Origin of the sequence: Herbiconiux sp. 11R-BC, from assembly GCF_049472555.1 — a bacterium.
Classification (GTDB): Bacteria; Actinomycetota; Actinomycetes; order Actinomycetales; family Microbacteriaceae; genus Herbiconiux.
The window spans coordinates 183,059-205,556 of sequence record NZ_JBCEBO010000009.1 but is presented as its reverse complement, the minus strand read 5'-3'; the positions used below and the strand labels follow the sequence as shown (position 1 = coordinate 205,556).

17 protein-coding genes and 1 riboswitch are annotated in these 22,498 nt (G+C 71.4%); of the genes, 6 read left to right on the top strand and 11 right to left on the bottom strand.

The window, feature by feature from the left end:
• Positions 1-395, bottom strand: a 395-nt coding sequence (locus VD659_RS18555) for a nucleoside hydrolase (protein ID WP_423262522.1), incomplete at its 3' end; no start/stop codon positions are given.
• Between the two features lie 130 nt (positions 396-525).
• On the bottom strand, positions 526-1,356 hold the full coding sequence (locus VD659_RS18550; protein ID WP_423262521.1) for an alpha/beta fold hydrolase: 831 nt from the start codon (positions 1,354-1,356) through the stop codon (positions 526-528).
• 93 nt (positions 1,357-1,449) lie between these two features.
• Here VD659_RS18550 and VD659_RS18545 point away from each other — a divergent pair, with 93 nt between their 5' ends.
• Entirely contained in the window at positions 1,450-2,409 is a 960-nt protein-coding gene (locus VD659_RS18545) for an LLM class flavin-dependent oxidoreductase (protein ID WP_423262520.1), read from the top strand.
• A gap of 201 nt (positions 2,410-2,610) precedes the next feature.
• On the opposite strand, the gene rsmA is transcribed toward VD659_RS18545, so the two are convergent.
• The 4 genes from rsmA to rsmI all read right to left on the bottom strand — a co-directional run bounded on the left by rsmA (position 2,611) and on the right by rsmI (position 7,073).
• Positions 2,611-3,504 (bottom strand): 16S rRNA (adenine(1518)-N(6)/adenine(1519)-N(6))-dimethyltransferase RsmA, encoded by an 894-nt coding sequence (rsmA, locus tag VD659_RS18540; protein ID WP_423262519.1) that lies wholly within the window; start codon positions 3,502-3,504, stop codon positions 2,611-2,613.
• Positions 3,501-4,382, bottom strand: a complete 882-nt coding sequence (locus tag VD659_RS18535; protein WP_423262525.1) for a TatD family hydrolase — start codon at positions 4,380-4,382, stop codon at positions 3,501-3,503. The genes rsmA and VD659_RS18535 overlap by 4 nt, the downstream gene beginning before the upstream one ends.
• 26 nt (positions 4,383-4,408) lie before the next feature.
• Positions 4,409-5,980 (bottom strand): methionine--tRNA ligase, encoded by a 1,572-nt coding sequence (gene metG / locus VD659_RS18530; protein ID WP_423262518.1) that lies wholly within the window; start codon positions 5,978-5,980, stop codon positions 4,409-4,411.
• Between the two features lie 271 nt (positions 5,981-6,251).
• Positions 6,252-7,073 (bottom strand): 16S rRNA (cytidine(1402)-2'-O)-methyltransferase, encoded by an 822-nt coding sequence (gene rsmI / locus VD659_RS18525; protein ID WP_423262517.1) that lies wholly within the window; start codon positions 7,071-7,073, stop codon positions 6,252-6,254.
• Between the two features lie 108 nt (positions 7,074-7,181).
• Here rsmI and VD659_RS18520 point away from each other — a divergent pair, with 108 nt between their 5' ends.
• The 3 genes from VD659_RS18520 (at position 7,182) to VD659_RS18510 (ending at position 11,509) form a co-directional block, all read left to right on the top strand.
• The gene (locus tag VD659_RS18520) at positions 7,182-8,849 is read left to right on the top strand and encodes a dolichyl-phosphate-mannose--protein mannosyltransferase (protein WP_423262516.1); all 1,668 of its coding nucleotides are present in this window, start codon (positions 7,182-7,184) and stop codon (positions 8,847-8,849) included.
• A complete protein-coding gene (locus VD659_RS18515) occupies positions 8,846-9,919 on the top strand; it encodes a YeiH family protein (protein ID WP_423262515.1) in 1,074 nt (357 codons plus the stop codon). Before VD659_RS18520 ends, VD659_RS18515 begins: the two co-directional genes overlap by 4 nt.
• A 69-nt stretch (positions 9,920-9,988) precedes the next feature.
• Positions 9,989-11,509 carry an NHL repeat-containing protein gene (locus VD659_RS18510; protein WP_423262514.1) on the top strand — a complete coding sequence of 507 codons (1,521 nt, stop codon included), beginning with the start codon at positions 9,989-9,991 and terminating at the stop codon, positions 11,507-11,509.
• 79 nt (positions 11,510-11,588) lie between these two features.
• Here the strand turns inward: VD659_RS18510 and VD659_RS18505 are convergent, their stop codons facing one another.
• On the bottom strand, positions 11,589-11,903 hold the full coding sequence (locus VD659_RS18505; RefSeq protein WP_423262513.1) for a DMT family transporter: 315 nt from the start codon (positions 11,901-11,903) through the stop codon (positions 11,589-11,591).
• A 14-nt stretch (positions 11,904-11,917) separates the two neighbouring features.
• Positions 11,918-11,982, bottom strand: a riboswitch (guanidine-III (ykkC-III) riboswitch).
• 111 nt (positions 11,983-12,093) lie between these two features.
• On the opposite strand from VD659_RS18505, the gene VD659_RS18500 reads away from it, so the two are divergent.
• The gene (locus tag VD659_RS18500; protein ID WP_423262512.1) at positions 12,094-15,897 is read left to right on the top strand and encodes an AfsR/SARP family transcriptional regulator; all 3,804 of its coding nucleotides are present in this window, start codon (positions 12,094-12,096) and stop codon (positions 15,895-15,897) included.
• A 22-nt stretch (positions 15,898-15,919) separates the two neighbouring features.
• Here VD659_RS18500 and VD659_RS18495 read toward each other — a convergent pair whose 3' ends face one another.
• The 3 genes from VD659_RS18495 to VD659_RS18485 all read right to left on the bottom strand — a co-directional run bounded on the left by VD659_RS18495 (position 15,920) and on the right by VD659_RS18485 (position 19,068).
• Positions 15,920-16,735 carry an ABC transporter permease gene (locus VD659_RS18495; RefSeq protein WP_423262511.1) on the bottom strand — a complete coding sequence of 272 codons (816 nt, stop codon included), beginning with the start codon at positions 16,733-16,735 and terminating at the stop codon, positions 15,920-15,922.
• A complete protein-coding gene (locus tag VD659_RS18490) occupies positions 16,732-17,757 on the bottom strand; it encodes an ATP-binding cassette domain-containing protein (protein ID WP_423262510.1) in 1,026 nt (341 codons plus the stop codon). Before VD659_RS18490 ends, VD659_RS18495 begins: the two co-directional genes overlap by 4 nt.
• Positions 17,758-17,892: 135 nt before the next feature.
• Positions 17,893-19,068: an RtcB family protein gene (locus VD659_RS18485; protein WP_423262509.1), complete on the bottom strand. Its 1,176-nt coding sequence runs from the start codon at positions 19,066-19,068 to the stop codon at positions 17,893-17,895.
• A gap of 417 nt (positions 19,069-19,485) precedes the next feature.
• On the opposite strand from VD659_RS18485, the gene VD659_RS18480 reads away from it, so the two are divergent.
• The gene (locus VD659_RS18480; RefSeq protein ID WP_423262508.1) at positions 19,486-20,361 is read left to right on the top strand and encodes a sulfurtransferase; all 876 of its coding nucleotides are present in this window, start codon (positions 19,486-19,488) and stop codon (positions 20,359-20,361) included.
• A 157-nt stretch (positions 20,362-20,518) separates the two neighbouring features.
• On the opposite strand, the gene VD659_RS18475 is transcribed toward VD659_RS18480, so the two are convergent.
• On the bottom strand, positions 20,519-22,486 hold the full coding sequence (locus VD659_RS18475) for a thioredoxin domain-containing protein (protein WP_423262507.1): 1,968 nt from the start codon (positions 22,484-22,486) through the stop codon (positions 20,519-20,521).
• Positions 22,487-22,498: the final 12 nt, after the last annotated feature.

The window sequence follows — 22,498 nt, the reverse complement described above, 5'->3', positions numbered from 1 at the left end:
AGAAGGTCGTAGTAGCCGGGGCGCGAGCGCCCGAGCTCGACGAGGAGCTCGGCGGAGCTCAGCGGGGAGAGGTTCTTGGGGGCGATCGGCTCCGACCACAGGTCGCCGAGGCCGTCGTGGCCGTGCACGTGCGAGGCGATGCGCGCCTCCCCCACGATCGGCCCGGCGGCCCCCGCGGCCACCAGGGTGTCTTCGAGTCCCGCCACCTTGAGCACGCGGGCGATGTTGGTGAGCGCCGACTCCACCGGGGTGTTGCCGTAGACGCTCGTGATCGCCGACAGCTCCACGTCGGCGCGGCCCGCCAGGTAGAGCAGCGCCAGGGCGTCGTCGATGCCGGTGTCGGTGTCGAGCACGATGTGGCGGGTCTCACGGGCGGAGGGGGTGATGTCGGTCATCGGAGGCCTTTCTGGGCGAGGAGGAAGCGGATGCGCGGTCTGGGCTCAGGATACGAGCGGGCGACGCCGGGAGAAGCGGATGGGGTGGCCACGAGCACGAGCAGATGCGCAACAGTGGTGCTCGGCGGGTTCAGCACGCTGCGGCCAGGGCCTGAGCCTCCTCGACCACGCGGCGCGGGTCGTCGCGCTGCACCGAGTGGCCGGACCCCGCCACCACCGAGTAGCGGAAGCGCGGGTTCGCCCGCGCGAGCCGTTCGCCCTCCTCGACCGTGAACGAGGCGCCCAGTTGAGGGTCGGCTGCGAGCACGTGCACGCGCGGCCGAAGGGCGGCGGCCACCGGCTCGAGCTGCCAGCGCTCGTTGTCGAGCACGGTGCGCTCGATCAGGTAGGGGCTCGCCACACGCGCGGCAGCCACCTTCTGCACGGCGTCCTCGCTGTGCCAGCGCGGATGCTCGCGCAGCAGCGCCGCCGGGTCGAGCGCCTCGAGATCGGCGAGGAGCTCGGCGAGCAGACCGGGCACGGCTCCCTCCGGCACCGCGAACACCGGGTCGAGCAGCAGCAGGGCCGAAGTCCAGTCCGGATGCGCGCCGGCGGCCACCGTGGCGACCGCACCACCGAGCGAGTGGCCCACGACGACGTCCCAGCGGCGGCCCGCGGCGGGCACCAGGGCGGCGACGTCGGCCGCGTAGTCGTCGAGGGCGTAGCGCGTGGTGCGCGGCGAGGCTCCGTGACCGCGGAGGTCGGGAGCGGTGACCGACCAGCCGGCCGCCGCGAGACCGCTCGCCACCTGCCACCAGGTGCCCGCGGCCGAGGGCAGGCCGTGCAGGAGCAGCGCGATGGGGCGAGCATCCGGGCCGTGCGCATCCGTCGTGGGCGGAGGGCCCCAGTGCAGGGTGTGCAGCGTCACGGGGAAGGGCACGGGGGTGAGCGGCTCTGCGTTGTCGGCGTCGTTCGAGGTCACGCTCGATCCTGACATGCGACCCCGACGGCTCGCGCGGGATCCACCGCCATGTGTCGCCGGATTTCGGACAGCCGCGCCCAATAGGGTTGAGACATGAGCTCCACCAACGACATCGGGGTCGTGCTGCCCCGCAACCTGCCCGCCCACCAGGTGCTGCCCTTCGCGCGGCGTGCCGACGAACTCGGCTTCGACCAGCTGTGGGTGGTCGAAGACCTCGGCTTCCGCGGCGGCATCGCGCAGGCCGCCGCCGTTCTCGCGGCGACTCCGCGCATCCGGGTGGGCATCGGCATCCTGCCCGCGGCGGCACGCAGCGTGGTGTACACGGCGATGGAGCTGACGACGCTCGCCGAGCTGTTCGGCGACCGCGTGATCGCAGGCATCGGGCACGGGATGCCCGGCTGGATGCGACAGGCCGGCGTGTGGCCCGCCAGCCCGCTGACGCTGCTCGAGGAGTACTCGACCGCTCTCGGAGCGTTGCTTCGCGGCGAAGAGGTGACCGTCGAGGGGCGCTATGTGCGGCTGCGCGGGGTGCGGCTCGAGATGGTTTGCGACGTTGTTCCGCCGCTGCTCGGCGGGGTGCGCGGGCCGAAGTCGCTCGCGCTGGCCGGCCGGGTGCTCGACGGCGTCGTTCTCGCCGAGCCCGTGACCGAGGGCTACCTCGCGAGTACTCTCGCGAACCTCGGGCCGGGCTCTCACCAGCTCGTGGCCTACAACGTGGCGGCGGTGGACGACTCCCCCGCTGTGGCACGTGACCGCGTGCGGCCCTCGCTCGAGTGGATCGGCGAACCGGACTGGGCCCTGCACATCGCGTCGTCGCCGTTCGCCGCCGAGTTCGCGGCGCACCGGGCCGCAGCTGCCGATCAGGCGGACTTCGCCGCCCGACTCCCCGACGAGTGGGTCGACGCCCTCGCGGTCGTGGGCACTCCCGCTGCCGCTGGCGCCCGGATCGCGGCGCTGCACGCGGCCGGCGCCGACAGCGTGGTACTCATCCCTGCGGGCGAGCCTCTCGAGGCCCTCGAGTCGCTCGCGCGCGCCCTGCCACCCCGTCCATAGCGCCGCCGGCCGCTGAGCGCTCTCCTGCTCCGGCCCGTGCCGCCGTCCACAGGCTACAAAAACAAGGAGTTTCTTACCGACACACCGAGCCGAGCGGCTCTCACTCGGCGTGTCGGCATGGAACTCCTTGTTTTTCTCAGGACTCCTTGTTTTTGGGAGAAGGCGAGGAGGGTGGGGGTGGGGGGCTCGGAGCGGCGGGAGTCAGGCCAGGGAGGCGCGGGCGATCGCCAGGAAGTCGTGCACGGCGAGCTGCTCGCCGCGCGCGGTCGGCGCCACGCCGGCCGCCTCGAGCACGACGGTGGCGCGCGCGGAGTCGCCCAGCAGCACCGACAGGGCCTGCCGCAGCATCTTGCGCCGCTGCTGGAAGGCGGCGTCGACGATCTCGAAGGTGCGCACCCGCAGCTCCTCGGTGTCGAGCCCCGAGCCCACCCGCTCGAAGCCCACGAGCACCGAGTCGACGTTCGGCACCGGCCAGAACACCTGACGCGAGACCTGCCCCGCGGTGCGCCACTCGCCGTACCAGGCCGCCTTCACCGACGGCGAACCGTAGACCTTCGAGCCGGGCGCAGCCGCCAGCCGGTGCCCCACCTCGGCCTGCACCATCACCACCCCGGAGCGGATCGACGGGAAGTGCTCGAGCAGATGCAGCAGCACCGGCACCGAGACGTTGTAGGGCAGGTTGGCCACGAGACGTGAGGGCGCGTCGGGCAGCGAGCGGATGCGCAGGGCGTCGTCGCGGATGACGGTGAGCCGGGCATCCGGAGCCAGCTGCGACACCGTGATCGGCAGCTGCTCGGCGAGGCGCTTGTCGATCTCGACGGCCACCACCGCCGCGCCCGCCTCGAGCAGCCCGAGGGTCAGGGAGCCGAGCCCGGGCCCGACCTCCACCACGGTGTCGCCGGCCTCGACCTTGGCCACGCGCACGATCTTGCGCACGGTGTTGGCGTCGATCACGAAGTTCTGCCCGAGCTTCTTGGTGGGCGTGAGGTCGAGCAGGGCCGCGAGGTCGCGGATCTCCGCCGGCCCGAGCAAGGACACGGATGCGGCCGAGCCGTCAGGCCCGGGAGCCGCCGAGGCGCCGGATGCGTCGCTCACGATGCCTGCACCGGATCGTCTTCCCATCGCCCGTAGACGAGCTCGGTGTTCGAGGAGATCTGCGCCGCGAGCATCGAGACGTCGGTGCCGAGGTGCGCCGCCATCGCGCGGAGGGTGTGCGGGATGAGGTACGGCGCGTTCGGGCGGCCTCGGAAGGGCATGGGCGTGAGGTAGGGCGCATCCGTCTCCACCAGCAGGAGCGCGCGGGGGGCGACCTCGAGCGCCTCGCGGAGGTCGCCCGCGTTCTTGAACGTCACGTTGCCCGCGAACGACATGTACCAGCCGTTCTCGGTGCAGATGCGGGCCAGCTCCGCGTCCCCTGAGAAGCAGTGGAACACCGTGCGCTCCGGGGCGCCGACGCGCTTGAGCGTGGCGATGACCTCGGCGTGGGCGTCGCGGTCGTGGATCTGCAGGGCGATGCCGTTCTCTTTCGCGATGGCGATGTGCGCCTCGAACGAGCGGTACTGCGCGGCTCGCCCGTCGTCGCCGGTGCGGAAGAAGTCGAGCCCGGTCTCGCCGACCGCTCGCACGCGGGGCCAGGAGGCGAGCTCGGCGATCTCGGCGAGCGCATCGTCAAGGCCTCCGGCTTCGTCGTACACCGGCGCCTCGTTGGGGTGGAGGGCTACGGCCGCGAGCATCCGCGGTTCCCGGGCCGCCTGCTCAGCCGACCAGCGGGAGGTCTCGAGATCGGTACCGACCTGTACGACTCCGCGCACGCCCACAGCCGAGGCCCGGTCGAGCTGCTCGTGGTAGTCGATGGGGTCGAGGCCATGGGCGATCTCGAGGTGGGTGTGGTTGTCGTAGACCGGCACCACGAGCGCCTCGGGCAGCGGCGGGTAGGCCTGCTCGGTGCGATCGGAGGGTTCGCGTTCGCGCAGGAACGCGGGGAACGCCTCGGGGTCGCTCACGCCGTGGCCTCGACCTCGATGCGCGGGAACAGGGCTTCGAGCGGCTCGACGCGATCGCCGCCCTGCCACTCGTACGCCGAACGGATGGGCTGCTCCTGCACCGTGCCCACTCCCGCGAGTGCCACCCAGAGCTTGGCCGCGGCCTCGGGCACCACGGGCGAGAGCAGCACTGCGAGGGTGCCGAGTCCGCGCACCGCCGTGTTGAGCACCGTGGCGAGACGGTCGGCGTTCGCCGGGTCTTTCGACAGCTTCCACGGCTCCTGCTCGGTGATGTAGCCGTTCAGCTCGTCGACGAGCTCCCAGATGCGCGCGATGGCCTCATGGATGGCGAGACGCGAGACGGCGGCGTCGGCGGCGGCCGTCACGCGGCGCTCGGTCGCGCGGATGCTGCGCTCGGCCTCGGTCACCGCGGTCTCGACGGCCGCAGGGATGGCGCCCTCGAAGTAGCGGGTGACCATCGCGATCACGCGCGAGGCCAGGTTGCCGAAGCCGTTCGCGAGCTCGGCCTGGTAGCGGGCCGCCAGGTCTTCCCACGAGAACGAGCCGTCTTGACCGAAGTTGATGGCGCGCATGAAGTAGTAACGGAAGGCATCAGACCCGAAGGTGTCGGTGATCTGCTCCGGCGCGATGCCGGTGAGCTTCGACTTCGACATCTTCTCGCCGCCCACGAGCAGCCAGCCGTGGCCGTAGACCTGCTTGGGCACCTCGAGTCCCGCGGCCATGAGCATGGCCGGCCAGATGACGGCGTGGAAGCGCGCGATGTCTTTGCCGACGATGTGGGTGGCGGGCCAGAGCCGGGCGAACTTCTCCTCGTCGTAGCCGTAGCCGGCCGCCGTGGCGTAGTTGAGCAGGGCGTCGAACCACACGTAGACGACGTGCGATTCATCCCACGGCACCTTGATGCCCCAGTCGAAGGTCTGGCGCGAGATGGAGAGGTCGGTCAGGCCCCGGCTCACGAACGACACGATCTCGTTGCGCACGCTCTCGGGCTGCACGAAGTCGGGCCGCGTCTTGTAGAGCTCGAGCAGCCGGCCGGCGAACTCGCTCATCTTGAAGAAGTAGTTGCGCTCCTTGAGCAGCTCGACGGGCTTCGAGTGGATGGCGCAGACCAGCTGCCCCTCGTACTGACCGGTGCCGTCGACGAGGTCGGAGAGCTGCTTGTACTCCTCGCAGCCCACGCAGTAGTAGCCCTCGTATTCGCCGGTGTAGATGTAACCGGCGTCGTAGAGGCGCTGCAGGAAGAGCTGCACGTTCACCTCGTGCCGCGCATCGGTGGTGCGGATGAAGTCGTCGTTCGAGATGTCGATGGTGTTGAGCAGCGGCTGCCAGGCCTCGGCCACGAGCTTGTCGGCCCAGGCCTTCGGCGAGACGCCGTTGGCCGTTGCGGTGCGCAGGATCTTCTGGCCGTGCTCGTCGGTGCCCGTGAGGAACCAGGTGGGGTCGCCCGCCTGGCGGTGCCAGCGCGCCAGCACGTCGGCGGCGACCTCGGTGTAGGCGTGCCCGATGTGGGGCACGTCGTTCACGTAGAAGATCGGCGTGGTGACGTAGAAGGAGGAGCCGTCGGACATGGTGTCCATCCTAAAGGCCGGGCAGCGGGGCCGGGCGTTCTGTGACGAGCGGTGGAAGGTGACCGGATCGGGGACTCCTGTGGAGAACAGGATGCGCTGGAAGGCCAGGCGCGGGTCCAGCCGGTGCCGGGCCGCGCCGAACGACGGAGACTAGGCGCTCGAGACGGAAACGACGGATGCCGGCTCCGGAGTCCTGCGCCGGCTCCGTCGTTTCGGCGATGCGGCGCCCGCGGGAGCGGAGTGCCGGCGCTGCGCCGCGCCCGCGCCGCGGTCAGGCGCGACGGGCCGCCAGTGCGCCCTCGTAGAGGTCGCGGCGGCTGAGCCCGGTGGCCTCCGCGATGGCGGCGGCGGCGTCCTTCAGGCGGTAGCCGTCGGAGACGAGCTCGAGCACCTGCGCGATGCCCGCGTCGAGGTCGATCTCGAGCGCCTCGGCGCCCGCCACGACGATGCAGATCTCGCCCTTCACCCCGGCGGCCGCCCAGGCGGCGAGCTCGGCCGCCGTGCCGCGCTTGGCCTCTTCGTAGAGCTTCGTGAGCTCGCGCACCACGACCACGCGCCGATCCGCGCCGAGAACGGTGGCGAGATCGGCGAGCGAGTCGGCGAGCCGGTTCGGCGACTCGAAGAACACCATGGTGCGGGTCTCGCGGGCGAGCGCCCGGAACGCACCGAGGCGGTCGCCCTGCTTGCGCGGCAGGAAGCCCTCGAAGGTGAAGCGGTCGGTCGGCAGCCCCGACAGCGCGAGCGCCGTCACCACCGCGGAGGGCCCGGGCACCACCGTGACGCCGACGCCCGCCTCGACCGCCGCGGCCACGAGCTGGAACCCGGGGTCGGACACGGTCGGCATGCCCGCGTCGGAGAGCAGCACGAGATCGGTCTCCCGGGCGAGCTCCACGAGCGACGCCGCCTTCTCCCGCTCGTTGTGCTCGTGCAGCGGGATGAGCCGCGGCCGGTTCTCGATGCCGAGACCGCGCAGCAGCTTGGCCGTCACACGCGTGTCCTCGGCGGCGACCACCTCGGCGGCCTCGAGCAGTTCGATCAGGCGCAGCGACGCGTCCTTGAGGTTGCCGATGGGCGTCGCGGCGAGAATGAGCATGCCCCCAGTGTGGCACCCGGTTCTGCACAGGCCGGGGTGCGCATCCGTTCTTCCACACCCTCAGCCGTCCCGCATCGGAGCGAAGGCGGCACCCATTAGCATGGCCCGGTGAGCACAGAGGTGACGACCGGCCCCGCGACCGGCCCGCAGCACGTGGTCGACGCCTCCCGTCCGGCCGCGCCCCCCGAGCGCACCGGCTCGCGCCTCGACGACTGGTGGGTGCGGGTGATGGTCACCCCGGGCCGCGAGCGGCTGTGGCGCTGGGGCGGGCCCATCGCCGTGGTGGTGCTGGCGGCGGTGCTGCGGCTCGTCGACCTCGCGCATCCGCACTCCCTCGTCTTCGACGAGACCTTCTATGTGAAAGACGCGTGGACCACCTGGAACCTCGGCTACGAGGCCGCCTGGCCGCAGAACCCGGATGCGCAGTTCGCCGCCGGAGACACGAACATCTTCCGCACCGACGGCTCGTTCGCCGTGCACCCACCGCTCGGCAAATGGATCATCGGCTACGGCATGGCCCTGTTCGGGCCCACCAGCTCGTTCGGCTGGCGGTTCTCGGTGGCACTGGCGGGCATCCTGCTGGTGCTGCTGATCATCCTGGTGGCCACGAAGCTGTTCAAGTCGACGCTGCTCGGAGTGATCGCCGGCTTCCTGCTCGCGATCGACGGGCACGCCATCGTGATGAGCCGGGTGGGGCTGCTCGACGGCATCGTCGCGCTGTTCCTGCTGGCCGGGTTCGGCGCCGTCCTGATGGACCGGGAGTGGCACGCCGTGCGCCTCGCCGCCGCCATCGCCGCGCGCGAGACGCCCGGCCCGCCGGGGGCCGACGGTTCGGCGACCACCCGCAAGCCGTCCTGGGGCCCCGTCATCTGGTGGCGGCCGTGGCTGATCGCTGCGGCGCTCGCCTTCGGCTTCGGCGCCTCGGTGAAGTGGTCGGGCTTCTACTTCGTGGCGGCGTTCGGGGTCTACCTCATCGTCGTCGACGCGCTCGCCCGGCGGCGCCTCGGCATCCCGTTCTGGTTCAGCGCGGCCGTGCTCAAGCAGGGGCCCGCGACCTTCCTGCTGCTCGTGCCGGTGGCCGCCGTCGCCTACCTCATCCCGTGGATCGGCTGGTTCCGCACCGACGGCGGCTTCTACCGGCACTGGGCCGAGACCTCGAACGGGGCCTGGACGGGGCTGCTCTCGTGGGTTCCTCTGCCCATCCAGAACTGGTGGCACCTCGAGGTGGCGGTGTACAACTACCACGTCAACGAGCACACCCCGCACCCCTATCAGGCGAACCCGTTCTCGTGGCTGTTCCTCGTGCGGCCCACGCAGATGTACGTGGCGCAAGACGATCCGAGCCTCTGCGGCGGTCAGACCTGCTACGAGAACATCACCTCGATCGCGAACCCCATCATCTGGTGGTGCGCCACGGCGGCGATCTTCTACCTGATCTATCGGCTGGTGCGCAAGCGCGAGTGGCAGGTGGGGCTCATCCTGATGGGCATGGTCGCCGGCTACCTGCCCTGGCTGCTCTACGTGAACCGCACGATCTTCCAGTTCTACACGATCGCGTTCGAGCCCTACATGATCCTCGGCCTGACCTTCGTGATCGGTCTGGCCATCGGGTCGCGCGGCGACCCCCGGTGGATGCGCTCACGCAACCTCATCGTGGTGGGCGTGTTCCTCGGCATCTGCGTGCTCGTGTCGGCCTTCTTCTGGCCGGTGTGGACGGGGATGCCGGTGCCGGCGTGGTTCCTGAGCCTGCACTACTGGCTTCCGAGCTGGCGATGAGCCCGGCATCCGGGCCGGCGGGGCGCCCGGGGGCAGTGCTCACTCGCGCGCCCTGGCTGCCCGGCGTGGCCGCCGCGGGCCTCGCGACGCTCGTCGCCTTCGGGCTGCACCTCGCGCTGCCGGCCATCCCCCTGCTCACGGCGGCGGTGGGGCTCGGCATGCTCGTGGGCCAGTTCCCGGCCGCGCAGCGCGTTCTCGACTCGGTGCTGAAGCCCGGGCTGTCGCTCGCCGCGCGCCGCCTCTTGCGCATCGGCATCGTGCTGCTCGGGCTCAAGCTGAGCCTCTTCGACATCGCGGGCCTCGGCTGGGAGGCGATCGTCGTGATCGTGCTCGTGGTCGTCATCACCTTCGGCGCCACCCTCGGTCTCGGCCGCCTGCTGCGGCTGCCGGGAACCCAGCCCATCCTGATCGCCGCCGGCTTCTCCATCTGCGGCGCCTCCGCCATCGGGGCGATGAGCGCGGTCACGCGCAGCAAAGACGAGGACACCGCCACACCCGTGGCGCTGGTGACCCTGTGCGGAACCCTCGCGATCTTCGTGCTGCCGGTGCTGCGCATCCCGCTCGGCCTCTCGGCCGAAGATTTCGGCGTCTGGGTGGGGCTCAGCGTGCACGACGTGGGGCAGGTGGTCGCCACCGCGCAGATCGCCGGTCCGGCGGCGCTCTCGGCCGCCGTGATCGTGAAGCTCACGCGGGTGCTGACCCTCGCGCCGATGGTGGCCGTCGTGGGCCTCGTGGAGCGCCGGGCGGATGCGCGCAACGCGGCCCTCGGCAGCGACCACCCCGCCTACCTGGAGCGTCCTGCCGCGAAGCGCCCGCCGATCGTGCCGCTGTTCATCGCCGGTTTCGTCGGGGCGGTCCTGCTGCGCACCTTCGTGCCGGTTCCGGATGCGGTGCTCGGCGCCGCAGACACCCTCCAGACCGTCCTGCTCGCGATGGCGCTCTTCGCACTCGGGTCGAACATCCGCTTCCGCACCCTGGCGCGCACCGGATGGCGTGCGCTCATCGTGGGGCTCACCTCGTGGCTGCTGATCGCACTGCTCTCGCTCGCGGGGGTCTGGCTGCTCCACTGATCTACTAGTGAGGTTTACTCGCATCTGTGAGACAATGAGGTCTATTCACTTCACGCTCAGAGGATACTCATGCGCTTGTCTCGCCTCACCGTTCTGCCACTCGCCGCCGCGCTCGCGCTCGGCGGAGGCATCGCCGCCTCCGCCGCCCCGCAGGTCACCAACGTGCTGGCGACGCTCCCGGTCGGGTCGTTGCCCTCGTCGGTCGCCGTCGACGGCGCCGGCAACGTCTACACCGTCAACTCGGGCAACAACACGATCTCGAAGGTCGCATTCGACGGAACACTGACCGCCACCTGGGCCACGGCGGGCGTCGGCACGGCAACCCGGGAGGTCGTCGCGGCAACGGACGGCACTCTCTTCACCGCGAACTTCGGCAGCGGCACGATCTCGAAGGTCGCTCCCAGCGGGATGCTGACGGCGAGCTATGCGTCGCTGGGAACCGGCACCAGGCCGGCCGGCCTCGCTCTGGCCTCTGACGGAACACTCTTCACGGCGAACTCGGGTACGAACACGATCTCGAAGGTGAGCCCCAGCGGAACCGTCTCGGTGTTCGCGACTCTCGCCACCGGTTCGGCACCGTTCGACGTCGTGCTCGGCAGCGGTGGCGACGTCTACACGCTCAATCAGGATCTCACCGTGTCGAAGGTGACGGCGGCAGGTGCGGTCACCACCGCTTTCGCAACACTACGGCCGGGATCGGATGGCTCGAATCTGGTGGTCGCCACCGACGGGCGACTCTTCGTGCTCGACTCCAACGGAAGCGGTGTCGAGGAGTTCGCGGCCTCGGGCGCCTTTGTGAGGACCATCGCCCTCCCCACGGCCACCGTCGGGCGCATCGCCATCGACGACGCCAACAACCTGTTCGTCACGCTGCGGGGCACCAAAGCCGTCGCGCTGATTCCCGACGGAGGCGCGGTCGTGCCCTCGATCGCCGCACTCACACCCGGGGCCGACTACTCCGAGCTGGCCGTCACCTCCGATCACACGGTCTACGCGGTGGGTCGGAGTGGCTCGCCGATCGTCTCCCGCGTCGCCCTGCGCGCCAAGGTCACTTCTGCTCCGGTGAACGCGACGCTCAAGGTCGGCGATGCGTTCACAGCCACAGCCACGGCAAGCGGGTACGAACCGCTCAGCTTCGCCCTCGCCGGGGCTGTGCCGCCGGGCATCTCGATCAACAGCGCGACAGGCGTGATCAGTGGTGCGCCCACGACCGCCGCGAGCTACACCTTCAATGTGGTGGCGAAGAACATGTTCGGTCTGTCGAGCACTCAGGAAGCCACCATGACGGTGACACCTGCGGTGATGCCGACGCCCACGCCTACGCCCACGGCGACCCCGCGACCAACGACGACGCCTATACCCACGGTCACTCCGACTCCGACTCCGATTCCGATTCCCGGGACGGGTGTCACCGGCGCGGGCGGAGGAGGTGGGAGCACGAACGGCAGCGGGAGCAAGGATGGCAACGGCACAGCACCCTCCGGCTCACTCGCCAACACCGGCATGCCTGCGCTCCTGCCGGCGGGTCTGGCGTTCTTGATCGCCGCCGCGGGAGCCGCTGCCTTCGTCACCGCCCGGCGCCGCGTCTGAGTGTTCACGGCACGGCAATCAGCGCGGCCAGAAGGTGTCTCTCAACCGTTCGCAGAAGCGAGCGGTTGAGAGACGCGGCTCAGTGCAGGAGCTTCAGGCCGATGACACAGGCGACGATGCCGAGCACGAGCAGCGTCTTCGCCAGCGAGAAGCCCTCCCCGCCGAAGGTCATGGCGTAGAGCACGGTCAGGGCGGCGCCGATGCCCACCCAGACCGCGTAGCCCGCGCCCACCGGGATGGTGCGCAGCGCGAAGGCGAGACCGCCCATGCTGGCCACGAGCGCGGTGCCGAACACGACCGACGGCCAGAGCTTCGTGAAGCCCGCCGAACGGCCGAGGGCCGTGGCCCAGACGGCCTCGAGAATTCCGGATGCGATGAGAACGATCCATGACATGACTGCCCACTCCTGGTGGCCAGTCTTGTCGCTCTCCGGGTACTGAACCCTCGTCCGGAAGCCGCCATCGCGGCCTTGCCGTCAGTCTGGCATGCGGCCCTGATCAGGACCTGTGCAGAGCGCGGACCCCGGACGACCACTGGGCCAGAACCGGGATGCGAGGCATCCGCTGCTCACTAGGCTCAGGAGTGTGACCGGACCTGATTTCCCACCTGAGACGCGCGCCGCCGGCACGCGTCTCGGAGTGCTGGGCCCGGTAGCGGCGCTCGGCGCCGGAGGTTCGGTCACCGAGCCGTCGGGCTCCCGCGCCAAGTCGCTACTCGTCGCGTTGGCACTCGCTGCGCCGCGGCCGCTCTCGGCCGAGCGTCTCGTCGACGAGGTCTGGCTGGAGGAGCCGCCCCGCGGGGCCCGCGCGGCGCTGCAGACGCTCGTGTCGCGCATCCGCACCGCGCTCGGCGACGAGGTGATTGCATCGTCGCCGTCGGGCTACCGCCTCGGACTCGTCACCGATCTGCACGACGCCGAAGGACTGTTGAACGAGGCCCGCGAACTCCTCGCGGCCGAGCGCTTCGCCGAGGCGAACACCACGAGTCACCACGCGCTCGCGCTGTGGCGCGGAGATCCCGGCGCCGATCTCGCTCCAGAGCCCCTTGCCAGCGCGCTCGCCACCCGCGCGGCGCACGTCCAGGACGGCCTCGAGACGGCCGCGGCCGTCGCCGCGCTCGCGCTCGGCGTCGCCATGGAGGCGGAGGCCCTCGCACGCGGGCTCTGCGCGCGTTCCCCTTTCGACGACAGCGCCCACCTGCTGCTCATGCGCGCCCTCGACGAGCTCGGCCGACCCACCGAGGCCCTCGGCGTGTTCGCCGACTTTCGGGAGCGGGTTCAGGATGCGTTCGGCACCAGCCCCGCGCTCGAACTGCAGTCGCTGCACCTCGAGCTGCTCGACCGAGCCGAGGCGCACCCTGCGCGCGGGGGTCGTGCGCCCGGCACGAACCGCGATGCAACGCCCGGCGCGGGAACGCGACCCGGCGCGGGCGGCTCCTCTGCGGCGGCAGACGGATGGGGCGCGGGCGACCCTTCCGGAGACACCGCCGTCGCCGGCAGCCGAGCCGACGACGCCTCACGAGCCGAGTCCGTCTCCGGAGCCGGAGGTGAAGCTGGAGGTGGAGGCCGACCCGAAGCCGAAGGCCGAGCAGCAGCCGCAGCGGGAACGGGATCCGCCACGGCCACCGCCCCCACCGGCCCCGGCGGCACAGCCACGGAGTGGCCCAGCCGCACCGGCCGCACCCCCGACGCCGCGCCCGCCCTCGCCGTCTCGTTCGGCATCCGCGCGGCGCCGAACGAGCTGCTCGGCCGCGACGAGGCCCTCACCGACATCGAGGCGCTGCTCTCGGTCTCCCGCGTCACCACCGTGCTCGGGCCGGGCGGTCTCGGCAAGACACGCGTGGCCCACGAGGTCGCCCGGCGATCCCTCACGGCGTTCGCCCTGGTGGTCGTGGTCGAGCTCGCGAGCGTGCGCACGCCCGAGGACATCGTGTTCGCGCTCGGCTCGGCGCTCGACATCCGCGAGGTGGCCACCAGCAAGCGCCTCGGAGACCAGCGGGTGCGCGACGACCTGCGCTCGCGCATCCTGACACGGCTCGGCGGCGCGCCCGCACTGCTCGTTCTCGACAACTGCGAACACCTCGTGGATGCGGCGGCCGGGTGGTGCGCCGAGCTCACGGCCGAGCTGCCCGCCCTCACCATCCTCACGACGAGCCGCACCCCGCTCGCGATCTCGAGCGAGCGCAGCTACGCGCTCCCGCCCCTCGGTGGCGCGCAGCGCGCCGCGGCCGGCCGGAGCACGATCCGCGATGCGGCGACCGGCGGCGCAGCGACGGCCGGGGACCCGGCGCACAGCACCGCCGACCTCGCCGACGACCCGGCGGTGCGCCTCTTCGTCGACCGCGCCACCGCTGCGCGCCCCGGGGCCGTTCTCCCGCTCGACACGGTGGCGCGGCTGTGCGCCCGGCTGGAAGGGCTGCCGCTCGCCATCGAGCTCGCGGCGGCGCGCATCCGCTCGCTCTCGCTCGACGAGGTGGAACGGCGACTCGGCAACCGCTTCGCGCTGCTCACCGGCGGCGACCGCTCCGCCCCCGCTCGCCACCGCACGCTGCTCGCCGTGATCGAGTGGAGCTGGAACCTGCTCGACACCGCAGAGCAGCGCGCGCTCTGCCGGCTCTCGGAGTTCACCGACGGCTTCAGCGCCGAGGCCGCCGCCGTGGTGGTGGCCGGCACCGGCCCGGGCACCGGCGGCCCGGGCACGGCCGAGGACAGAGACGCCGAGGACAGGGACGCCGAGGACATCGACGAGGTGCTCGACGGCCTCGTGGCCCAGTCACTCGTGATGGTGCGGGAGAACGGCCGCTCGGGCCTGCGCTACCGCATGCTCGAGACGGTACGCGAGTTCGGCCAGCTCCAGCTCGACCGCCAGGGCGCCCGCGACGAGGTTCAGGATGCGCTCTTCGCCTGGGCCGACGGATTCTCGGCCGAGCAGACGCCGGGCACGGACGGCCCGCTGCAGGTCGCCACCTTCGCCGCCGTGGAGGTGGAGGAGGACAACCTGATCGACGTGATGCGGCGCGCGATCGACGCCGAGCGCCCAGACATCGTCGTATCGGTGTTCGCGCTGCTCGGCTACTACTGGACGCTGCGCAGCGCGCACTCCGAGGTCATCGCGTTCAGCCGGCCGGTGTTCGAGAGCATCCGGAGCTACTCCCCCGCCGACGATCGGGTGGAGGCCACGGCGGCGACCCTGCTGATGGTCGCCGGCACCACCATGCTCCTCGACACGCGGTTCGCCGTGCGCCCGCTGTCGAAGCTGCGCGCTCTGCTGCGCGGGCGGCCGCTGCGCAATCCCCGTCTCACCGCGATGGCCGGGCTCCTGCTGACCGAGCGCCGACCCGCTGCGCTCACCGCGGCCGTGGACGCCATGCTCGCCTCGGCCGAACCGCACACGGTGCTGCTCGGCAGCCTCGTGGGCAGCATGGCGGCCGAGAACGACGGTCGCCGCAGCGACGCGATCGCCCTCGCCCGTCGCGGAGAGCGCACCGCCGTCGCGCTCGGCGACACCTGGGGCGGTGCGATGGCGGGCCAGATGCTCGGCCAGCTGCACAGCCAGGGCGCCGACCCGGTGGAGGCGCTCCGGTGGGCCCGCAAGGCGCGGGTGGGGCTCGCCCGGCTCGGCGCGCACGAAGACCTGCGGCAGCTGGAGTGGCTCATCGCCACCAACCTCGTGGTGGTGGGTGAACTCGACGAGGCATCGGAGCTCTTCGACCGCCTGATCTCCTCGCCCGGCCCGGCCGACGGCATGGAGGTGCTGTCGATGGGGCTCGCAGGCCAGGCCCAGATCCTGCGCGCCGAGGGCCGGTTCGCCGAGGCGAGGCTGCAGAACCTCGATTCGCTGGCCGCCTTCGACACCCCGACCACGCGGGCCTCTCCGTGGTTCCGCATCGTGCTCGCGAGCGTGCTCGCCACGATGGTGCTCGACGGCACCGGCACGGAGGCGGAGCAGGCGGCTCTGGCGCGCCGCCTGCGGTCGCGCACCCTGGCCACGATCCGGATGAGTCGCGCCTACGTCGACCAGCCGGTGCTCGGCGCGGCCGTCATCGGGCTCGCGGTGTGGCTCGAAGAGGTGGCGCACGCATCCGGTCCCTCCGCCGCGGCGCCGGGCGCCCCGCGGGGCGATGAACCGGCCGCGGCCTCGCGCCTCGACGCCCTGCCCCTCGAACTGTTCGCCCTCGCCGAGCAGATGGGCGGGCGTCAGGACCTGCCCGCCCTGCACCTCGCGCCCCTGTTCGAGCGCATCACCCGGAGCTATTCGCCCGAGCAGATCGCGGCCGCGCGCATCCGGGCCGGGGAGCTGGCCTACACGGACAGGCCCGAGCGCGTCGCAGAACTGCTGCGAGCGCCCGGGCCCTGGTCGCCGGAGCGGATAGCCGCCCCAGCTCGCTGAGCCGGGCCGGGCATCCGGATGCCTACGCCTTCTTCATGTAGGCCCGCACGGTGAGCGGGGCGAAGATCGCGACGATGACCGCGGCGCCGAGGAGCGAGATCCAGGCGTCCGAGGTCCACGCCCCGGTGTTCGCGAGGTCGCGCACCGCGGTGACCAGGTGCGAGACCGGGTTGATGTTCACGAACCACTGCAGGAAGACGGGCAGGGTGTCGACCGGCACGAAGGCGTTCGAGAGGAAGGTCAGCGGGAACAGCACGAGGAACGAGATCCCCTGCACGCTGGACGCACTCCGCGCGATCACGCCGAAGAAGGCGAAGATCCAGCTGATCGCCCAGGAGCAGGCGATCACCAGCAGACCTGCGACGAGCACGAAGCCGATGCCTCCTTCCGGCCGGTAGCCGATGATGAAGCCCATGGTGAAGGTCAGCGTGGTGGCGATCGCGTAACGCACGGTGTCGGCGAGCAGCGCACCCGCGAGGGGCGCTATCCGCGCTATCGGCAGCGACTTGAAGCGATCGAACACGCCCTTGTCCATGTCCTCACGAAGCTGCACGCCCGTGACCACCGAGGTGGTGATGACGGTCTGCACGAGGATGCCGGGGATGAGGCTCGGCAGGTAGTCCTGCACGCTGCCCGCGATCGCCCCGCCGAAGATGTAGGTGAACATCAGCGTGAAGATGATCGGCTGCAGCGTGACGTCGATCAGCTGCTCCGGCGTTCGCCGGATCTTGAGCAGGCCGCGCCAGGCCATGCTGAACGAGTTCTGCACGGTCTGGGCGATGCTGACGTGGTTCTTGAGCTGCCGGGAGACGCCCGGCGCGATGGTGAGCTGCGTCATCGCGCATCCTCCAGTTCTTTGACGGCGGGGGCGCCGGATGCGTCGAGGGGCGCATCCGGCTCCTCCTCGGTGGCCGTGTGGCCGGTGAGGGCGAGGAAGACCTCGTCGAGGGTGGGCTGCTGCACGGCCAGCTCGGCGACGGCGATGCCGTCTTCGCGCAGGCGGATGAGCAGATCGGTGATGGTGTCGGGGTCGCTCATCGGGGCGGTGATGCGGCCCGCTTCGGGCGAGAGCACCGCCTCCACGCCGAGCACGTCGAGGATGGCGAAGCGCGCCCGCTCGAGGTTGCCGGCGTCGACGAGCTTCAGCAGCAGCGAGGCCGAGCCCACCGAGTGCTTGAGCTCGTCGGCGGTGCCCTCGGCCACGACGATGCCGCGGTCGATCACCGCGATGCGGTCCGCCAGCTGGTCGGCCTCGTCGAGGTACTGCGTGGTCAGCAGCACCGTGGAGCCGGTGGCCACGAGACGCCGGATGGTGTCCCACATCTGCGAGCGCGTGCGCGGGTCGAGACCGGTGGTCGGTTCGTCGAGGAAGATCAGCGGCGGCTGCGAGATGAGGCTCGCAGCGAGGTCGAGCCGGCGCCGCATGCCGCCGGAGAAGTTCTTGAGCGGGCGCTTCGCGGCCTCGGCGAGGCCGAACTCCTCGAGCAGCTCGGCCGACTTGCGCTTGGAGTCGGCTCGGCTGAGCCCGTTGAGGCGCGAGAAGAGCACGAGGTTCTCGGTGGCGCTGAGCGTCTCGTCGACGCTCGCGTACTGGCCGGTGACGCCGATGAGCTGGCGCACGACCTGCGGTTCGCGCCGCACGTCGTGCCCGAACACGGTGGCCTCGCCGCCGTCGGGCTTCAGCAGGGTGGCGAGCATGCGGATGGTGGTGGTCTTGCCGGCGCCGTTCGGGCCGAGCACGCCGTACACCGTTCCGGTGCGCACACTCAGGTCGACGCCGTCGACGGCGCGGTTGTCGCCGAACACCTTGACGAGCCCGTGGGCCTCGACGGCCCAGTCTTGTGCGTGTGATGCGGACATTCGATCTCCTTTCGATCGAGGAGGCGGCCGCCGGTCTGGCGCGCCGCCGTGAAGTTCGAGATCGATCGTGCCCGGGGGCGCTTACCGACCGCTTACGCGGCGCTGACACGGATGCCAGCACCGCGTAAGCGACGCTCAGTTGCCCTTGACGTTCACCAGCTGACGCAGGGTGTGCCGGATGCGCACGAGCTCGCGCGCATCCTCCATCACCCGGTCGATCGGCTTGTAGGCCTGCGGGATCTCGTCGATGAAGGCGTCGGTGTCACGGAACTCGATGCCCGCCATCGCCTCACGGAGCTGCTCGTGCGTGAAGGTGCGCCGTGCGGCCGACCGCGAGTACTCCCGCCCCGCGCCGTGCGGCGAGGAGTTCAGGGCGAGCGCGTTGCCGAGCCCCTCGACCACGTACGACGCGGTGCCCATCGATCCCGGGATGAGCCCGGGGGTTCCTTCGCGCGCGATGATCGCGCCCTTGCGGGACACCCAGACCTCCTTGCCGAAGTGACGTTCCTTCTCGGTGAAGTTGTGGTGGCAGTTGATGCGTTCGAGCTCGTCGAACGGGGCTCCCATCCACTCGGCCAGCTGCCGCACCACCCGGTCCATCATCTCCTCGCGATTCAGCAGCGCGTAGTGCTGCGCCCACCGCAGTTCGGCGATGTACCGGTCGAACTCCTCCGTGCCTTCGACCAGGTAGGCCAGGTCGGGGTCGGGCAGCGCGATCCAGTACCGCGCCATCAGCCGCTTGGCGACGTCGATGTGGTGCCCGGCGATGCGGTTGCCGACGCCACGGCTCCCGGAGTGCAGGAACAGCCACACCGCGTCGGTCTCGTCGACCGAGACCTCGATGAAGTGGTTTCCGCTGCCGAGGGTTCCGAGCTGGTGCCGCCAGCGCTTCGCCCTGCTCGCCGGGTCGAAGCCGGCCTCGACGGCGAGCGCCTCGAGCTCCGCCACGCGCGGCTCGGCGGTGGCGACGATCTTGTTGTTCGCGCCCCCGGCCGACAGCGGCACGGCCCGCTCGATCTGCTCGCGCAGTTCGGGCAGCCCCTTCGGGTTCGCGATCAGCTGTTCGCGCACGAACGGCGTCTTGACCGCGATCATGCCGCATCCGATGTCGACGCCGACCGCCGCCGGGATGACGGCGCCGAGCGTGGGGATGACCGAGCCCACGGTCGCGCCCAGGCCGAGATGCGCATCCGGCATCAAGGCGAGGTGCGGGTGGATGAACGGCATGGTCGAGGTCGTGACGGCCTGAGCCCTCGCGTTCTCGTCGAGGATGCTCGCCCAGTTGAGCAAGCGTTCGGTGATCTTCTCCATTGTCCTTTCTCTCTGTTCGTCGTGCTGTCAGCACTGCGCCCGCTTCGGTTCGGGGCCGCTGCAGCCGCACGGGCAGACGGAGAAGGCAAGAAAAAAGCCCCGGACCACGACGGGTGCGGGGCTGCCGAGCGGAAAGCTCAGATCGCGTGCACCACGCCGACGTACTGAAGGTCGCGCTCATCGCGCGCGCCGAGCAGCGATTCGCTGCTTTTCACGTGGTTCTTCACGGGGCTGTCCTTCGAGTGGTGAGTGGCCGGATGCGCACGGGCGACCGGGGTGCCGACGCGGTCGCGCGGCTCGGCAACGGTAGCGGTGACGAACGGATGCTCACAACCGTCGCGCGCGCACCGTGATGTTCTCGTTACTTTCTGTTGCGATCCACAGGCTCGCGCAGCGGCTTCTGGCTACCGTGGAGCCGTGACCAGTTCGGACCTCCCCCGGGTGCTGCCCCAGCTCGCCTCACCCCTCGTGTCGCCGCAGTGGCTGGCCGACCACCTGGGGTCGGAGAGCCTGGTGGTGCTCGACGCCTCGGTGCTCGCCGTGACGCCGCCGGGCGGCGGGCCGGCGCAGCTGCTGAGCGGCCGCGGCCGGCACCTGGTGCACGGGCACGTGCCCGGCGCGGTGTTCGCCGACGTGCTCGAGAGCAGCGGAACGGATGCCGCCGGCGCGGGCGCGGGGACGTACTTCGCGCGGCCCTCCGCCGAACGCTTCGCCGCCGCGGTCTCCGCCTCCGGCGTCGACGCCGAGGCGGCCGTCGTGGTGTACGACTCCGCCGACGGCCGCTGGGCGGCCCATCTCTGGTGGCAGCTGCAGGCGTTCGGGCACGAGAACGTCGCCGTGCTCGACGGCGGCTACCGTCGCTGGTTCGCCGAGGACCGGCCGGTGGAGACCGGGCCCGTCGAACCGCGCGAGGCGCTTTTCGACGCGGTCGAGCATCCGCAGCGCTGGGCCAGCCGCGACGAGGTGCAGAACGTGCTCGACGGCGACGCCGAGGGCACCGTGGTGTTCGCCGGAGACGCGCCCGCGGGCGCGCACTTCTCCGGCGGCGTGCACCTGCCCGCGTCGTCGCTCGTCGACCCCGAGACCGGGCGGTTCCTCAAGCCCAAACGACTGCGCGAGCGCGTGGAGAGCACGCTCGGGGCGCCGCCCTACCGCGTGTTCGTGCACTGCGAGTCGGGCATCGCCGCGAGCGCGCTGGCTCTCGCCCTCGCCTCGCTCGGCGAGACCGAGGTGGCGGTGTACGACGGCGCCGACCTGCTGGCGTGCCCTTCGCCCGTTTCCGCGGCGGCCTAGCGCGCGACCGACGATTCGGCGGGCCGGCGAAAACCTGCCCGGGTGGTGCGATCGCACGGCGGAAGAGGAGCCGAGAGCAGCGCTATCGGCGACGAGGACAACGCCGCGAGCGTGCCATCCGGGTGCGCCGGACCGCCCGCCGAATCGTCAGACCCGCCTACGTGCGGAGTTGCGCGCCGCTCGTGGCGGGGAGGCGGCACACGAAGTCGGTGCAGCGGTAGGCCGTCGGATGCCCGTCCCGCGCCGGGCGGTCGGCGAAGAGTTCGAAGCCGGCGTCGGCGAGCATCGCGGCGCCCTGCTCGGTGGCGCGGGCCACCACGTCGGCGCCGCTCCACATGCGTACCTCGGCGCGCAGGCCGTCCGCGGCCATGCGCGCGTCGGAGCCGGCATGAATGCCGGCTCCCGCGGCGGCTTCGCCCGTCGCCGCCACACCGAAGCCCGCCGCGTCGGGCTCGATCAACACGAGCTGCTCCGAGGGCCGGGCGAGCCGCACGAGCAGCTCGAGCGTCGCCCCGAACGAGATCGGCCGCGCGCGGGCCTCGTCGACGAGCGGGGCGAGGGCGCGCTGGGCCGCCTCGCGGTAGCGCCGTTCTGCGGTGAGGGCGTGCAGCAGCAGGGCGGCAGATGCGGTGGCGCTCATGCCCGAGGGATAGGCCCCCTCCGAGGGGTCGAGCTCGACGGCGAGCCCCTGCGCACGGAGCACCGGGTCGCCGCCACCGGGAGCCCGGAAGACCGGGCCGCCCGTCGTCATCACCGCGTCGACGAGCATCCGGCCCGCCGTCGCGTAGCGCGCCGAGCCGCGCGCGGCGGCCAGGCGGAGGAGGCCCTCGGCGAGCATTCCGTAGTCTTCGAGCGTGGCGACCGCGTCGGAGACGCGACCGTCGATCGAGGCGCGCACGAGTCGGCCCCCGGGGAGGGCGTGGGCCTGGAGCAGGTAGTCGGCGGCGTGCTCGGCGGCCGTCGCCCAGCTCTCCTGGCCGAACACGAGCGAGGCGCGGGCCAGCGCACCCACGGCGAGCCCGTTCCAGCCCGAGAGCACCTTCTCGTCGAGGGCGGGCGGAGTCTGGCGGGCGCGGGCTGCGGCGTCGAGTCGGTAGTAGCCGCCTTCGACGCGCTCCCCGTCGACCGTGCTCTCCGAGTCCTGCGCCGAGGCGAAGCCGCCCGAGGGCAACTGCATCACGTCGATGAGGAAGCGCGCGACACCCTCCGCCGCCTCCCGGGCCCAGTGGGCCGAGGTGTCGATCGTCCAGGCCGTGACGTAGGCGTCGAGCAGGAGCGCGTTGTCGTAGAGCATGCGCTCGTAGTGCGGCTCGCTCCAGTCGCGCCGGGTGGCGTAGCGGAAGAAGCCGCCCTCCACCGGGTCGCGGAGCTCGGAGGCCGCCATCGCTCGCAGGGTGCGGAGCGCCAGCGCGGTCGCGGGCGCGGTGCCGGCAGCCAGGAGGAACCGCAGTACCGTCGCCACGGGGAACTTCGGTGCACCGCCGAAACCGCCGAACTGCGCGTCTTCGTAGGCGGCCAGCTCCGCCACGACGGCGTCGAGCACCGCGCCCGCGACGGGAGCCACGCGGGCCTCGCCCTCCCCGGTCCCCGCGGCTGTCCCGGCCTCGCGGTCGGCGAGCGCGCGCTGCCCGGCGGCCAGCGCCTCCGCCACCGCGTCGGCGGAGGTGAGAACCTCCGAGCGGTGCGTGCTCCAGGCCTCGTTCACCGCGCCGAGCACCTGCTGGAACGAGGGATGCCCCTCGATCGGCGCCGGCGGCGAGTAGGTGCCGCCGTAGAAGGCCTTGCCTTCCGGCGTCACGAACACATTCAGCGGCCAGCCGAGGTTCTCGGTGAATGCCCCCGCGGCGGCGAGGTAGACGGTGTCGACCTCGGGATGCTCCTCGCGGTCGACCTTGATCGCCACGAACTTCTCGTTCAGGTACGCGGCGAGCACCGGGTCGCTGAAGCTCTCCCGGGCCATCACGTGGCACCAGTGGCAGGTGGAGTAGCCGATCGAGACGAGCACCGGCACCTCTCGGCGGCGCGCGGCCGCGAAGGCCTCCTCGCCCCAGGGATACCAGTCGACGGGATTCTCCGCGTGCGAGCGCAGGTAGGGGCTGATCGCGGTCGCCAGGCGATTCGTCATGAGCCCAGCCTT

Bases quoted from the DNA above. Each gene is read 5' to 3' on its own strand.
- VD659_RS18545 (WP_423262520.1), top strand. From the start codon at position 1,450: ATGAGCTCCACCAACGACATCGGGGTCGTGCTGCCCCGCAACCTGCCC.
- VD659_RS18475 (WP_423262507.1), bottom strand. From the start codon at position 22,486: ATGACGAATCGCCTGGCGACCGCGATCAGCCCCTACCTGCGCTCGCAC.
- rsmI (WP_423262517.1), bottom strand. From the start codon at position 7,073: ATGCTCATTCTCGCCGCGACGCCCATCGGCAACCTCAAGGACGCGTCG.
- VD659_RS18515 (WP_423262515.1), top strand. From the start codon at position 8,846: ATGAGCCCGGCATCCGGGCCGGCGGGGCGCCCGGGGGCAGTGCTCACT.
- VD659_RS18510 (WP_423262514.1), top strand. From the start codon at position 9,989: ATGCGCTTGTCTCGCCTCACCGTTCTGCCACTCGCCGCCGCGCTCGCG.
- VD659_RS18485 (WP_423262509.1), bottom strand. From the start codon at position 19,068: ATGGAGAAGATCACCGAACGCTTGCTCAACTGGGCGAGCATCCTCGAC.
- VD659_RS18490 (WP_423262510.1), bottom strand. From the start codon at position 17,757: ATGTCCGCATCACACGCACAAGACTGGGCCGTCGAGGCCCACGGGCTC.
- VD659_RS18495 (WP_423262511.1), bottom strand. From the start codon at position 16,735: ATGACGCAGCTCACCATCGCGCCGGGCGTCTCCCGGCAGCTCAAGAAC.
- VD659_RS18505 (WP_423262513.1), bottom strand. From the start codon at position 11,903: ATGTCATGGATCGTTCTCATCGCATCCGGAATTCTCGAGGCCGTCTGG.
- metG (WP_423262518.1), bottom strand. From the start codon at position 5,980: ATGTCCGACGGCTCCTCCTTCTACGTCACCACGCCGATCTTCTACGTG.